The following is a 13,878-nucleotide window of genomic DNA, read 5'->3' on the forward strand; positions in this document are numbered from 1 at the left end:
ACATTCCATTTGATCAGCTCAAAGCGCGATATTTGCGAAATTTAGGAGTTATTGGTGGCCCTACATTCCAATTTATCACAAACCGGGGCAAGCGCTGCCCCCGTCAGACCGGAGTTCGGCCAGGGCTGATGCTGTCCAGCATACCTCCCCGGCCGTACCCGAGACCTAAGCGATTAGAAATCGACGCCCACAGAAAACTTGATGGTCGAAGGCGGTGCCTGAGCGACCACGTTCGAGCCAGTCGAAATAAAATACTTCTTATTGCCGATATTCTCGATGTTCACCCTGAGGGTGATCGGAACAGTATCTCTGTTAAAGACATATCCAGCACCTGCATCAAATGTAGTCACGGCCTTGATGAAGTTGCTGTTGAGCGGATTTATCGGCTGGTTCCCGGTATGGAAGGCACCACCACTTACGCTCAATCCGTCCAGCGCGCCCCTGAACTCATAGTTCAACGTCATGTTTGCTGTGAGTTTTGCAGTATTCTCGATCCGGTTGCCAATGGTCGATGGCGTAATGAAGAATGAGCCATCTGGTGATAGGATGGTGCTTACGACCGTCGCCGCTCCCGACGTTTGCTTCGCGTCGAGGAATAGCGCGCTGGAATAGATCGAGAGTTCCGGCGTGATTGAGCCGTTCAGGCTGAGTTCGATGCCCCGATAGCGGGAACTCCCGTCGCGGCCGAATATATTCTGCGCGTTCAACAGGTAGAATGGGCGATCGATCGTGAAGGCGGCAGATTGGAACAACAGGCCACGCTGAATTTGCCACTTGAAGCCGAGTTCAAATTGCGTTGATTCTGCGGGCGGGAACGAGTCGTTCAGATTGACCGCTTGGTTTCCCGGAGTCGGAGCCGGCTCGATCCCTTCGAGATAGGTACCGTAGATGCTGATCGCGCGGATCGGCTTGATAATCACGCCACCGGAGAACGTGAAAGGCTTGGCCGTGTATTTAACTTGAGCCGCATTCGTGATTACGCCGGTGACTGTATTGAGCACCCTTGAATCGGTGGTTTGTCGGTAGTTGGTGTAGCGTATGCCGCCGAGGACTTGCAGCCAGTCACCGATCTTGATCCGATCGAATGCGTAGATGCCGAGATCCTTGAACGTCGCCAGAGCGAAGTCATTGGGCACCATGTCGATTTGCGGCTCTGGAATTGAATGCGGGTTGAGCGGATTCTGCGTGCACGACGACGCCGTCGTTCCAGTGGGTGCTGTCTGACCCAGGAATGAGGTTCCAACGCTCGGAAGGATCGTGCCCACGAGGGCACCGGTGGTGTTGTTGTAGATGCAGGTGATGTTGATCGACGTCGGGTTCGACCCGATATTTTTCCGGTCAAGATAGGCAACGCCGACGAGCAGTTCGTGCCGCAATGGTCCGGTATCGAACGCACCAGCCGCTTCGAGCCGATAATTCTTGTTCTGAACGCGCGACGCGATCTGGGTGCTCAGCTGGGTGAGGATGTTCTCGCCCACGCCTCCCCGCAGCGGATTCGTGTTGAACTGGGTCCAGTCCAGCGTGTTGAAATGCCGGTCCCGGCGAAGGTTGGAGAAACCGGCAGCGGCCGTAATTTCGAAATTGGCACCGATCTTGTAGATCGCTTTCACCATCGCATTCGTTTCGTCAGCCCTGTTCTCGGCCCAATCCGGGCCAAAATTGGTATTCGGATCAAGCAGCGGCGGAAGTGGAATCACCGGGTTCGGGTTCCTTTGGGTAGGCAGCAGGTTGGCCCGGGTCCCGGGTGCTGCCGTTGTAGGCAGCAAAAGCCGCCAGACGCCGGGCTCGTTCAACTTCTTGAACAGGTGCTCCGCGTTGATCTGAATCGTCAGGTTATCGGTGGGCTTGATGTCGAAGGCGCCCGCAAGAACGGTCCGCTTTCCGTGCGTGAAATTGATGCCCGAATCCGGCTCATCATAGACTGCGTTGATTCGGTATCCGAAAATCCCGTGTGTGTTGCCGACGTCGATGTGGCCGCCAACGCGGCCATGGCTGTTGCCGAATGCCCTAGCCGAAAGCATCCAGTCCTGCGTCGGACGCTTCATCACCATATTGATGATACCCGAAGGTGGGGAGAATCCGAAGTAGATGGCCGAAGCGCCTTTGAGCGCCTCGACGCGCTCCTTGTCTTCGATCGCCATGTCGATCAGATTGACCACCGGCAGGAAGCCATCCATGCGGTAGTTGGTACGGTTTTCCGTAAGAATTCCGCGTATGGCGACGTTGGAATACACTGTCGGCGATGTCTGCGAGAGCGTCACGCCGGGTGAATTGCGAAGGACGTCGGACATCTGCGACGCCTGTTGCGTGTCGATGAGGTCGCGCGGGATGACGCTGATGGTCAGGGGTGTGTCGAGTTGGGTCGCGCCTCGAAAACTGCCGACCTGTACGACTTCCGTACCCTTCCGGTCGCCCGTGACGACGATCTCCGCGAGTTCCGAATCATCCTGAGCCTCCGCTTCGACAGGCGTTGGAGGCGCTTGCTGCGCCCAGGCCGCCGAAGATGTCGTAGCGATGAACGCTGCCCCAGCCAGCAGGATCGACTTATGCATGATCTTCATCTGATTTCCCTCCCTTTATCCCAAACCTTGCGGCGCTGGGGGTGTGTTGCGCCCCTTCGCGCAAAACTTTCTGACATCGCACGGATGCGGCGAACCGACTTGCGAATAATCCTCATGCCTATATGCGCATTGCTCATGAACGAGCACGCCCGTCGCTTGCTGCCGCCGATGGCCGCGCTGCACAGCTTCAGTGCGGCGGCGCGACATGGTAGCTTCTCCAAGGCGGCTGCGGAGATCGGGCTCACTCAAGGTGCCGTCAGCCGGCAGGTCGCGGCGCTCGAGGATTGGCTCCAGACGCGTCTTTTCGATCGCAACGGTCGTCGGGTGCAGCTGAGCGAGGATGGGCGCGCCTATGCGGACGCGATCGGACCTGCCTTGTCCGCCATTCGCGTGGCGACCGCGCGCGCTTTGTCGGAGCCGGCCGAAACCGCGTTGCGCATCGCGACACTTCCGACCTTCGGAATGCGCTGGCTTGCGCCTCGTCTTGGCCAATTGACGCGCGACATACCCGAGCTCGTCATCGAGTTCGCCGCACGGAGCCATGAGTTCGATTTTGCTGAGGAAGGCTTCGACGCCGCTATTCACTTCGGCTTGCCGACATGGCCAGGCGCCGAGCACGACCTGCTGTTCCGAGAGCGGGCAATTCCTGTCCTCGCCCCCCGCCTTATGGAAGAGCATCCGGTCAGGGTTCCGGAGGATCTGACGCGCTTCCCCCTGCTGGCCCAGGCCGAACGTCGCGAGGCATGGCGCGACTGGCTTTATCACATGGGAGTGACCACCGGCACGATCATCGCGGGTCCGACCTTCGAGCACTTTTTGATGCTTGCCCAGGCCGCCGTTTCCGGGGCGGGAGTTGCGCTGTTGCCCAGCTTCATGATCGAGCCCGAACTCGAGTCCGGCGCGCTCGTCTGCCCATTCGATCAGACGGTCGTAGGTGAAGCAGCCTATTACCTCGTATATCCGGCCGAGCAGCTCACGCGCCCGCGTTTCGCGCGGTTGCGCCAGTGGCTTCTCGCCGAGGCGGCAGAGCAGCGCTGAGCCGCGCGCGGTCATGCCGCAAGCTCCAGCCTAGCCGGCGACGAACGCAACGCCTCACCGCGCTCCGCACCGAGCGCACGGGCAACCTCGTCGCCAATCGCAATGTCGCCGCCGCTCGACCGGGCGGGGGCGAGCGTAACGCGGAAGCGCGACAGATCTCCGGTGCAGACCAAATGCTCGCCGGCGCCCGGCGCGGCATTGGGCGAGAGCGGCACAGGCATGCCTTCGCGCGAACGGCGGACGGTTGCGATCTGGTCGCGTTCGCAATGAACCTGAGGTCCCACGTCGAACACGTCGACATAGCCTTCGTATCGAAACCCTTCGGCGCACAGCATCCGCATGGCGGGCGCGCTGGCCGGGTGCGGCTTGCCGATCACGTCCCGCGCGCTGTCGGGGAGCAAGTCGATATAGATCGGATGCTTGGGTAGCATCTCGGCGATAAAGTCAGCGCCGCGCATGGCGCTCAGCTTGTCCGCGGTCGCGAAGTCCATATTGAAGAAGCGTGCGCCGACCGCATCCCAGAAAGGGTTGCGCCCGTTTTCATCCTGCCAGCCGCGCATCTCGCCGATGAGCAGCGGCGCGAACAGGTCGGGCCGCACCGCGACCAGCATGTAGCGCGCACGGGCGAGCAACCGCCCTGCACCGGTGCCCTTCGCGTCCGGTCGCACGGCAAGCGTGCCGACTTCGGTAGTGCCGGTATAGTCGTTAGCGAGCGTCAGCATCTCGACATCGCAGCTTGCACCGACTGCCTGGCTTCGCTGGACGAGCCGGATGCGTTTGTAAGAGAAGAAGCCGTAGGGAGATCCTACGTGCGAATAGAGTGCCGAGGTGCCGAGCAGCGCGCCGTCCTCGTCCTCGAGCACCAGCATGTAATTTGCATCGGCGCGCGCGATTGCTCCGCTGAAGCTCGCTACCGAGCGCTCAACCTTTCCCGCGAGCGCGGCGCCGTCCGCAGGCAGCGTCGTCATGCCCGGGCCGAGGTTCTCGGCAAGGTCGAGCAGAGCGGGAATATCGCGCGTTTCGATGGGGCGGACGACGCGCATCAGGCGCCCTCCACCGTCGGCCGGGCCATCGCACGCGGCTTGCGGCGGCGCGACGTGCGCGAGTACCAGAGCCACAGCCCGCTCGCGGAGAGCGCCGCGAGGGAAAGCCCGCCAAGCAGGAACAACAGGCGGCTCGGCAAGCCGCCAAACGCGCCTGTGTGGATCGTGATCAGCCAATCGACGATCTCGGTTCCCACAGGAAGCCTGCCCGCGACATAGTGACCGAGGCCGGCACCATTGTAGCGATTGTAATAGGCTTGCTTGAACCCGTCGGCACGGACCGTGAAGTCGCTGTCGAGATAGACCGCGGCCACGCGCCCGCCGCTCGAAAAGCGCAGTTGGCGAAGCGGGGCCGCGCCTAATTCCGCCTGCGCCTGCGCGATCAATGCGTCGAGCGGCACCATTGTCGCGCCGGGAATCACCTGCACTTTCGGCGTGGGCTTGTCGGTCACTGGCCCGGCAATGCGCAGCACCTGGCGGAATTCAGCCTTCCACACCATCAGCACGCCGGTCAGCGCCGAAACGACAAGCAGCATCGCGGCCATCGCACCGCCCGCCCGGTGGAGCGTACGCCAGCGCCGGTCGGCACCCTTGTCGAGCGTCACCTTGAGCCCCTGCTTGATCCGCTTGCGGCCCGGCCACCAGATGATCGGCCCCGTGATCGCCATGAACAGGAGCCCCAGCCCCTCGACCCCGACCAGCGTCTCGCCGACCGGTCCGGCGAGCAGGCTGTCATGGACGTGGAACAGCCATTCCCCCGGCCAGGCGAACATGGTGCCCTCGCGCACGATCGTGCCGCGATAGGGATCGACCGCGGCCAGCCGCCGGGTCCCGTCCGCCGCTATCATCTTGAACAGCACGGCGCCGTCGTTCCATTCCGGGAATTCGGCGCGGCTTACCGAGAAATTCGGATTTGCGGATTCGACCGCGTCGAGCATCGCTTGTACCGGAACGCGTTGGGGGAGCGGCGCCACGACCATCGCCGGATGGATCAAGCGTTCGATCTCGTCGCGGAACACGAGCGACGCGCCCGTCAGCCCTTGGACGAGCAACAGCACGCCGAGCGCCAGGCCGAACCAGCGATGCAACTTGAGGAGTTTGGGTTTGAGCTGGCTCATCACTTGCTCGCGTAGGCCTTGACGAGACGGTGGAGAAAAATGCGCGCGTCATAGAGCGACTTGACCCGCACCCGCTCGTCGAGTCCGTGGGTGCCGTTGCCGTCGGGATCGACGAAGATTCCCGAGACCCCATAGGTGGGAATACCCGCCGCCATCAGGAAGCGCCCATCGGTAGCGCCGGTGCTGAGCTGCGGAATTACCGGCACGCCGGGCCACATCTCGGCGACCAGCTTCTCGATGGGCTTCATGATCTCGGGGCCGATCGGCGGTGGCGGCGAGACCGGACCCGGCGCATCGGCAAGGACGACTTCGATCGCCGGATCGGCCACGACCTCGACCAGCGCCTTCTGCACTGCCTCGACGTTGGTGCCCGGCAGAAGACGGCAATTGACGGTCGCCTGGGCGCGCTGAGGCACTGCGTTGGGAGCATGGCCGCCGGCCACCTGCGTGTTAATGCAGGTCGTGCGGATCATCGCGTTCCACACCGGATCGGCGTTGCTGAGCAGTTCGAGCGCGGTGCCGTCGTCGCCCCGCCCCACTACGTGCATCGCCTCGCCCTTTTCACCCGGGTAGAGCGGGGCCGAACGCGCGAAGAAGCTGCGCGTCACCTCGCCCGGCATGGCGGGGAAGCGGTGGTGGCCGATCCGCGCGAGCCCCTCGGCAAGCCGCGTGATCGGATTGTTGCCGTGCGGCCGCGCGCTGTGCCCGCCCGGGCCGCTCGTGACCAGCGTGAAGTCCTGATAGATTTTCTCGCCTGCCTGCACGCCGAAGGTGCGTGGCTTCCCCTGGTCGTCGAGCCGGCCTTTGCCGCCCTCGTTGATCGCAAGGCCGGCCCTGAGCGTCCCAGGCTCGGTGGCGAGCAAATAGCGGACGCCATCAAACACGGCATCGGTCTCTTCGCCACAGGTCAGCGCCAGCTTGATCGTGCGCCGCGGGCGATATTTCTCCTCGCGGTAGCGGATCAGCGAGTCGACGAAGATCGCCGCCATCGCCTTGTCGTCGATCGCGCCGCGGGCGAAGAAATAGCCATTTTCCTCGACCAGCTTGAACGGGTCGCGCTGCCAATCTTCCCGCTTGGCTTCGACTACGTCGATATGAGCGACGAGCAGGATCGCGGTCGCATTGGCGTCACTTCCGCCAATCTCGCCAACGAGATTTCCCTGCTTGGGAAACTCGGAGGGTACGACCACGCGGAATTGGCTGCCCGGATAGCCCGCAGCGACGAGCCGCGCCTTCATCCTCTCCGCCGCGAGCGTACAACTTCCCTTGGACAGCGACGTGTCGGTCTCGATCAGCTCCTGGTAGAGCGAGCGGAAGCGTGCCTGGCCCGCATCTTGCGCGGCCGCGCCCATCGGCAGCACCGCCGCCGCCAGCAGCGTACCGAAAAGGCGCTTATTGAGCGAGCAATTCGGCAATGCTGTTCTCCGTTTCGCTGCGGATGTCGCCCTTGCGTTTGTGCCAAGCCTGCCACTCTTGGCTTCCCCGCAGACCCACGCGCACCTTGTCGAGCACCGCCTGGCGGCGGCCGAATGCATCGAAGTCGCGGTATCGCTGGATGAAGAGTGCATCCCACACCGCCTCTCCGACCGAATAGCGGTTCATGTAGAGCTGGTAGCCCGATAGCGCGCCTTCGCGGATCCAGCCGTCGAACTGCGGCAAGACATAGCCCTTCACATAATCGCGATACTCGGCGGCCTCGCGGTATGAATAGGGAATGACGTAATAGACTTCGCCCGTATCGAGTGCGTCGGCGCTCTTCTCCCAGGCGAGGTCCGCGGAATAGGTGCGCTCCGGCGCGGCTAGCGCGAGCCCCGCGGCGTCTAGGCCACCCGGCTGCGTCCGCTCGACTGCAAGCCATTCGCGCACGGCCGCGTAGCTGGAGAAGTGCAACACCGCCATCGCGTCCCAGACGTCGGGCTGGCGATACCAGCTATAATAGACCTGATAGGCCGCCAGCGATCCCCCGGCGCGCATCTCGGCCAGCTTTTTGGCGAACGGGCCCGCCATATAGCCGCGGAAGGCGGCGCGCTTCTCGGGCGTCGTCCGATAGGTTACAATCAGGCTCGTCGGGCCGTCGGCGAGTTCCGCTTGCGCGCGCGCCGGGCCAATTTGCGCCAGCGCGAATAGAGCGCAGGCCGCGAGCAGCAGTTGGAACACTTTGAACAGGCGCTCCGTGCGCATATTTTCTCCTCGGTGGCTTTCGGCCCCTGCGGGCCTGGGCCGCGCTTGCCGCTTCCCGCTTTCTGAGCGGTGTTTATGCGGGGAGCCTATGCGGGGTTTCCTGTCACCGCGCTGTCATGTGGATCCGAGCTTCAAGAGGCCTGCTTCGCCATGGGAAAGCGCACCTCCGCGCACAGCCCCGGCAGGTCAGCGCGGTCGCGGAGATCTATCTCCGCACCAAGACTTTCAGCGAGCGTTTGGACGATCGCGAGCCCGAGGCCGCTGCCCACCCGGCCCTGGTCCGGGTCGAGTCGCCCGAAGCGCTGGAATGCCAGCGCCCGGTCGCACGAGGCGATGCCGGGGCCGTTGTCCTCGATCAGCACGACGCCATGCTCTCCACGATCCTCAACCATGACGACGACGCTTCCGCCCTTGCGATTGTAGCGAATTGCATTGTCGACGAGATTACCGATGAGCTCGCGGGCGAGGTCGGGCTGGCTCAGTACACGCACCTTACCCGATGCCTCGAACTGAAGGTCGATTCCAGCTTTCACCGCCTGCGGCGCGTGCTCAAGCGCGATGCCCCGCGCGACCTCCACGATGTCCACTGGCTTCCGGCGTGCCAGCGAGGCTTCGCGTGACCCTTCAGCGCGCGCAAGCGCGAGCAGCTGCGTGACTAGACGCTGCAAACGCCGCGTGGCCGCGTCGATATCCGCAACCGATTGGCGTGCAGGACCCGCAGGCTGCTTCGCCGAACGCAGCACATCGACATGCGTGCGCAGGATCGAGAGCGGGGTGCGCATCTGGTGGGACGCATCCGCGGTGAACCGCCTGATCCCCTGCACCGCGTTGTCGAGCCTACCGAGCAGCCCGTTGAATGCGCCGATCAAGCCCCGCAGTTCGTTCGGTACGTATTCGAGCGGGAGCGGCGTGAAGTCCGCCTGTTGCCGCGTCTCAATCTCCCCGAGGACCCGATTGAGCGGTACCAGTCCCCATCGCACCGCGATCGGCAGGAGGATAAGCATCACCGCCAGTAGCGCAACTTCGAGAAGCGCTAGCGCGAACAGCATACGGTCACGCAAGGCGTGGCGCCCCTCGAGCGTCTCGGCGACTTGGACGATGACCAGTCCTTCGACTCGCGGCACCTTGCGCGCGACCGCGGAGATGCGGATCCGGAAGCCCCGGTAGTCAGCATAGCCGAAGCTGGTTCCGCCATCGACCAATGGCGGCTCACCGACGCGGGGGAGGTCGGGATAGCCGGTCAGCAGCCCACTGCTCGCCCAGACGCTGTAATAGACGTTATCTCGCTCGTCATTCTCGAGCATCCCAAGCGCCGAGGCGGGAAGATCCAGCGTCACTTCGCCCTCCTCAAGGGCGATCGTCTCAGCGATCGCTCGAGACGAGGCGCCGAGTAGCCTGTCGTTGACGCCTTCGACGACGCGGTTGATAGTCAGCAGCCCGCCTATGCCGAGCGCCAGCGCCAGGACTGCCATGGGCAAGCCGATCGCCAGCAGCATCCGTCGCGTAAGCGAGGTCGCCTGGCCGAGCCTCAATCGCCGTCCTCTTCCATCAGATAGCCAAGACCACGCAGCGTCCGTATCGTCGGCCCGTCGGGTTCAAGCTTCTTGCGGAGCCGTGCGATATATACCTCGAGCGCATTGGGAGCGACCGCCTCGTCATAGCCGAAGACTTCGGAGGCGAGCCGCTCCTTAGATACGACCTGACCCACTCGCGAGATCAGTCTTTCGAGCACCACCCATTCGCGGCGGCGGAGGTCGAGAGAGCGCCCCGCGATCGAGGCGCTGTGATGCGATCGGTCGAACTCGAGCTTACCGACCCGGATCACGGGCGAAGGATCGACCTGAGGCCTGCGCAGCAACGCACGCAGACGCGCGCCGAGTTCCTTGGGCTCGAATGGCTTCAGAAGGTAGTCGTCCGCTCCAAGGTCGAGCCCGCGCACGCGGTCGTCGATTGCGTCGCGCGCAGTGAGAATCAGCACGGGCGCATGGCAGCCTTTCGCGCGAAGCCCCTTGAGCACGTCGAACCCCGACATATCCGGCAGCCCGATGTCGAGCGTGATCACGGCATATGGCTCGTCGAGAGCCATCTCCAGACCTGACTGGCCATCGAACGCCGGATCGACTGAATAGCCCTCCGCCATCAGCGCCGCGACCAGGCCACGCGAAAGCGCGGCATCGTCTTCGATCAAAAGTATGCGAGCCATGGCGATCCGTCCGTGACAGCGGGGTAACAGGTTGACGGCGCTTCCATCCCGGACCAAACAAGAAGCCAAGAGAGGATGCAAGCGTGTTGAAGGCGAAGGCCTTGTTGTTGGCGTTCGTGTCTCCCGCTGTGATCGGTGTTGCGCCGCCCTCCCCCGATCCGCCGGCGGGGTATCCGAGCTCCTATCGGCAACTCATCGGCGCGGCGGAGCGCGAGGCGACGCTCATAATCTATTCCAGCACCGACAAAGGGGAGGCCGCGGGGCTGCTTGCCGCCTTCGCACGGCGCTATCCGCGAATCCGCGTCGATTATCGCGAGCTCTCTTCGCAGCGGATGTTCGACACCTTCGTCACCCAGGTGCGCGACAAACAGCCGACCGCCGACCTGCTGTGGAGCGCCGCGATGGACCTGCAGACCAAGCTGGTCAACGACGGCTACGCCCAAGCCTATGCCTCTCCGGAGAAGCCCAATCTGCCACCTTGGGCAATTTGGAAGAATCAGGCTTGGGGCACAACCGCAGAGCCGATCGTTATCGCATATAATCGAAAATTGGTGCCCGCCGCAGACGTGCCGCGCACCCATGCCGACTTGACCCGCCTGTTGCGAGCCAAGCGCAGTTTCTACCGCGGCCGCGTCGGTACCTACGATCCGGCGCGTTCCAGCGCCGGCTATCTCTTCATAAGCCAGGACATGCAGGTCAGCCGCGATACGTTGCCGCTGATAGCCGCGATGGGTCAGGCGAACGTCGCACTCTATGCCACTTCGGAAGAGATGCTGGGGCCGCTTGCGGCTGGGCGGTTGCTCATCTCGTACAACATGCTCGGAGCGTATGCGCTCGAGCGCCAATCGCACAATCCGTCGATCGGCGTAGTGATGCCAAGCGACTACACTTTGGTGATGACCCGGATCGCGCTGATTCCGAAGGAGGCGCGGCATCCCAACGCGGCCAAGCTGTTCCTGGACTTTCTGCTCTCGCGTCTGGGCCAGGCCGAACTTTCGCGGCGATTCATGACGCCGGTACGCGGTGACGTGCCCACGCGCCCCGGCGCGCGCGCGCCGGCTTCGGTCGCGCGCGCGATTCGGATCAGCCCGGCACTGATCGCCAATGTCGATCAGCTCAAGCGCCGGCGGTTCGTCCACCAGTGGAATGCGGCGCTGGGCGCGCGGGTCAAATAGGGAGTCGCTCATCCCACCCGAAAGGGGAAGATGCCAATGAGCAGGCACACCAGGAGGAACACGAAGCACGAGCCTAAGGCCCAGCGGAAAGTGAAGCGCTGATGATCGCCGAGCTCGATACCCGACAAGCCGACGAGCAGATAGGTCGAGGCCACTAGCGGGCTCAGCAGGTGGATCTGCTGCCCGACAAGCGAGGCGCGCGCGATCTCGATCGGAGTCAGGCCATATTCCGCGCCGGTCTTGGCCAGAATCGGAAGCATGCCGAAATAGAAGGCGTCGTTCGAAATCAGCACCGTGAAGGGGATACTGACCAGCGCCGTGATCGGGGCCATATAGGGGCCGAGTTCGGGTGGGATCGCGGCAAGGACCGACACCGCCATCGCATCGACCATCTTGGTGCCCGATAGGATGCCGGTGAAGATGCCTGCGGCAAAGACCAGGCTGACCGTGGCGAGCGCGTTGCCGGCATGCGCCGCGATCCGCTCCTTCTGCATCGCCAGGTGGGGATAGTTGACCGCCGCCGCGATCGCGAAGGCAACCATGAACAGAATGACCAGCGGCACCGAGCCGCCGATCAGCAGCCCGAGCAACCCAAGCGTGAGTAGCAGGTTGAACCAGAACAGTTTGGGGCGGCGGAACTCGTCGCCGTCGAACTGCTCGCGGATCACTTCCTCCCCGCTCGCATCCTCGTCGACTGCCTCAGGCGGCAGCATGGCAAGCCGTTTGCGCTCGCGGCGCCCGAACAGCCAAGCGACGACGAGCACCCAGGCGGCGGTGGCGATCATCGCGGGGATCAGCGAGACGAAGAGCAGGCGCGCATCGACGCCGAGCGCAGTCGCCGCGCGCACCGTCGGCCCCCCCCAAGGGACCACGTTCATCACTGCGCTCGACATCATGATCAGGCACGCCATTATCCGCACGTCCATCTTCATGTGGCGGTAGAGTGGCAGCAGCGCCGAGACAGTGATCATATAGGTCGTCGTCCCGTCGCCATCGAGCGAGACGATCAGCGTCAGCGCCACAGTGCCCATCGCGATGCGCATCGGGTCACCATGCACTGCCCGGACGATCACCTTGATCAGCGGATCGAACAGCCCAACGTCGATCATCAGTCCGAAATAGAGAATCGCGAACAACAGCATCACACCGGTCGGGGCCAGATCGCGCACCCCTTGCAGCATCATGTCGCCCAAACCCGCGCCGAATCCGCCGACCAGCGCGAACAGCGTGGGGACAAGGATGAGTGCGATCAGCGCCGTCACGCGCTTGGTCATGATCAGCGCCATGAACGTCGCCACCATGGCGAATGCGAGAATCGTCAGCATCATCCCCACCTCTTAGCCCGTGTCGCGTCGCACCGGGCCCGATACTTTTCGATTGCTATGAGCGGCGGCTGTCATCCGGCTGTCGCGGAGGCGATTTCGTCGTCTCTACGGCCGACAGGCGGATGACAGGCAGCGCTTCCTAGTCCTGCTCCGACAACGAAGGAGAGACGGATGCTTAAATTCCTGATGCTTGCGGGCGTGGCGCTGCTCGCCGCCGACAAGGAGCCGCTTTACACTTTGGAAAGCGCAGTCACGGTGCCCAGCACCGACACCGATTGGGACTATATCCGGCTGGAGCCCGGCGGGACGCGGCTGTTCATCGCGCGGCGCAAGGACGGGCTTTCCGTGTACGATGTCGCGACACGCAAAATGGTGGGTCAAGTGGCCGATTCGACGGGCGCTAACGGACCGCTTCTCCTTCCCCAATATGACCGCGGCTATGTTGCCATGACCGATGGCACGCTGCTCAGCTTCCGCCTCAAGTCGCTCGAAGTAATAGAACGCATACACCTCGCTGAAGATGGGGGGCTCAACGGCGTGGTCTATGACCCCAGTACAAAGCGCATCTATGCGGTGGTCGGCGCGCGTACGGCGCAATCGTCATGGTTCGTGCTCGACGCCGCGACGGGCAAGCGGATCGAGAGCCGGACCTTCCCCTTCCCAAAGATGGATGACCCGTCCCCCGACGGCAAAGGCAGCCTCTTCGCACCGGCGCGCTACGACAAGCTGCTGCTCAAGCTCGATTCGAGGACTCTCGGTGAGCAGGCGCGCTGGAAGGTCGGATGCGAACAAGTCGTGGCCGTCGAGTATCAGGCTTCCACCAACCGTGTGCTGATCGGCTGCCGCGGCGATAAGCCCGTCTTCCTGGCGCTCGACGCCGCGACAGGAACCGAGGTGGCGCGGATTCCGATCGGCAAGGGCATTGACGGCATGGCCATTGATGAGAAGCGCCACCGCATCGTGACGAGCAACGGCGGTGACGCTTCGCTGACCGTGATCGAGCAGCTCGGGCCTGACCGCTATCGGCTGCTCGGCAACGTCCAGACGCGCCCGCAGGCGCGCGTGATGGCGATCGATGAGGAAAGCGGGCGACTGTTCACGGTGACCGCGGATGCTACCTTCGGAGCGCCCGGGGCAGACGGTACGGTGCCCGCCCCCCTGTTCCACGCCAACAGCTTCACGGTGTTGAGCTACCGCCCCTGATTCGCCGGCGCCCGAACGGATGCACCCGTGC

General features: G+C 63.4%; 11 protein-coding genes. 3 read left to right on the forward strand and 8 right to left on the reverse strand.

The window, feature by feature from the left end; translation table 11 throughout:
* Positions 1–173: 173 nt before the first annotated feature.
* A complete protein-coding gene (locus VF617_RS04145; RefSeq protein ID WP_331013591.1) occupies positions 174–2,561 on the reverse strand; it encodes a TonB-dependent receptor in 2,388 nt (795 codons plus the stop codon).
* Here VF617_RS04145 and gcvA point away from each other — a divergent pair.
* Entirely contained in the window at positions 2,547–3,599 is a 1,053-nt protein-coding gene (gcvA, locus tag VF617_RS04150; protein WP_414713947.1) for a transcriptional regulator GcvA, read from the forward strand. The two genes, VF617_RS04145 and gcvA, sit on opposite strands and share 15 nt — an antisense overlap.
* Positions 3,600–3,610: 11 nt before the next feature.
* On the opposite strand, the gene VF617_RS04155 is transcribed toward gcvA, so the two are convergent.
* The 6 genes from VF617_RS04155 to VF617_RS04180 all read right to left on the reverse strand — a co-directional run bounded on the left by VF617_RS04155 (position 3,611) and on the right by VF617_RS04180 (position 10,144).
* On the reverse strand, positions 3,611–4,642 hold the full coding sequence (locus VF617_RS04155; protein ID WP_331013592.1) for an arginine N-succinyltransferase: 1,032 nt from the start codon (positions 4,640–4,642) through the stop codon (positions 3,611–3,613).
* Entirely contained in the window at positions 4,642–5,760 is a 1,119-nt protein-coding gene (locus VF617_RS04160; protein WP_331013593.1) for a PepSY-associated TM helix domain-containing protein, read from the reverse strand. Before VF617_RS04160 ends, VF617_RS04155 begins: the two co-directional genes overlap by 1 nt.
* On the reverse strand, positions 5,760–7,175 hold the full coding sequence (locus VF617_RS04165; RefSeq protein WP_331013594.1) for a M20/M25/M40 family metallo-hydrolase: 1,416 nt from the start codon (positions 7,173–7,175) through the stop codon (positions 5,760–5,762). The genes VF617_RS04160 and VF617_RS04165 overlap by 1 nt, the downstream gene beginning before the upstream one ends.
* Entirely contained in the window at positions 7,153–7,941 is a 789-nt protein-coding gene (locus tag VF617_RS04170) for a hypothetical protein (protein WP_331013595.1), read from the reverse strand. Before VF617_RS04170 ends, VF617_RS04165 begins: the two co-directional genes overlap by 23 nt.
* Before the next feature lie 131 nt (positions 7,942–8,072).
* Positions 8,073–9,473, reverse strand: a complete 1,401-nt coding sequence (locus VF617_RS04175) for a sensor histidine kinase (protein ID WP_331013596.1) — start codon at positions 9,471–9,473, stop codon at positions 8,073–8,075.
* Positions 9,470–10,144: a response regulator transcription factor gene (locus tag VF617_RS04180; protein WP_331013597.1), complete on the reverse strand. Its 675-nt coding sequence runs from the start codon at positions 10,142–10,144 to the stop codon at positions 9,470–9,472. Before VF617_RS04180 ends, VF617_RS04175 begins: the two co-directional genes overlap by 4 nt.
* A gap of 83 nt (positions 10,145–10,227) precedes the next feature.
* Here VF617_RS04180 and VF617_RS04185 point away from each other — a divergent pair, with 83 nt between their 5' ends.
* Positions 10,228–11,319 carry an ABC transporter substrate-binding protein gene (locus tag VF617_RS04185; RefSeq protein ID WP_331013598.1) on the forward strand — a complete coding sequence of 364 codons (1,092 nt, stop codon included), beginning with the start codon at positions 10,228–10,230 and terminating at the stop codon, positions 11,317–11,319.
* Positions 11,320–11,327: 8 nt separating this feature from the next.
* On the opposite strand, the gene VF617_RS04190 is transcribed toward VF617_RS04185, so the two are convergent.
* On the reverse strand, positions 11,328–12,647 hold the full coding sequence (locus VF617_RS04190; protein WP_331013599.1) for a CitMHS family transporter: 1,320 nt from the start codon (positions 12,645–12,647) through the stop codon (positions 11,328–11,330).
* A gap of 168 nt (positions 12,648–12,815) precedes the next feature.
* Between VF617_RS04190 and VF617_RS04195 the strand changes: the two genes are divergently transcribed.
* The gene (locus VF617_RS04195; protein ID WP_331013600.1) at positions 12,816–13,847 is read left to right on the forward strand and encodes a hypothetical protein; all 1,032 of its coding nucleotides are present in this window, start codon (positions 12,816–12,818) and stop codon (positions 13,845–13,847) included.
* The last annotated feature ends 31 nt before the right edge of the window (positions 13,848–13,878 follow it).

The organism is Sphingomonas sp. (genome assembly GCF_036388215.1).
Classification (GTDB): Bacteria; Pseudomonadota; Alphaproteobacteria; order Sphingomonadales; family Sphingomonadaceae; genus Sphingomonas.

What these genes read in the sequence shown, in the direction of transcription:
- VF617_RS04195 (WP_331013600.1), top strand. Translation starts at nt 12,816, where the DNA reads ATGCTTAAATTCCTGATGCTTGCGGGCGTGGCGCTGCTCGCCGCCGAC.
- gcvA (WP_414713947.1), top strand. Translation starts at nt 2,547, where the DNA reads ATGCATGATCTTCATCTGATTTCCCTCCCTTTATCCCAAACCTTGCGG.
- VF617_RS04190 (WP_331013599.1), bottom strand. Translation starts at nt 12,647, where the DNA reads ATGATGCTGACGATTCTCGCATTCGCCATGGTGGCGACGTTCATGGCG.
- VF617_RS04170 (WP_331013595.1), bottom strand. Translation starts at nt 7,941, where the DNA reads ATGCGCACGGAGCGCCTGTTCAAAGTGTTCCAACTGCTGCTCGCGGCC.
- VF617_RS04145 (WP_331013591.1), bottom strand. Translation starts at nt 2,561, where the DNA reads ATGAAGATCATGCATAAGTCGATCCTGCTGGCTGGGGCAGCGTTCATC.
- VF617_RS04155 (WP_331013592.1), bottom strand. Translation starts at nt 4,642, where the DNA reads ATGCGCGTCGTCCGCCCCATCGAAACGCGCGATATTCCCGCTCTGCTC.
- VF617_RS04180 (WP_331013597.1), bottom strand. Translation starts at nt 10,144, where the DNA reads ATGGCTCGCATACTTTTGATCGAAGACGATGCCGCGCTTTCGCGTGGC.
- VF617_RS04160 (WP_331013593.1), bottom strand. Translation starts at nt 5,760, where the DNA reads ATGAGCCAGCTCAAACCCAAACTCCTCAAGTTGCATCGCTGGTTCGGC.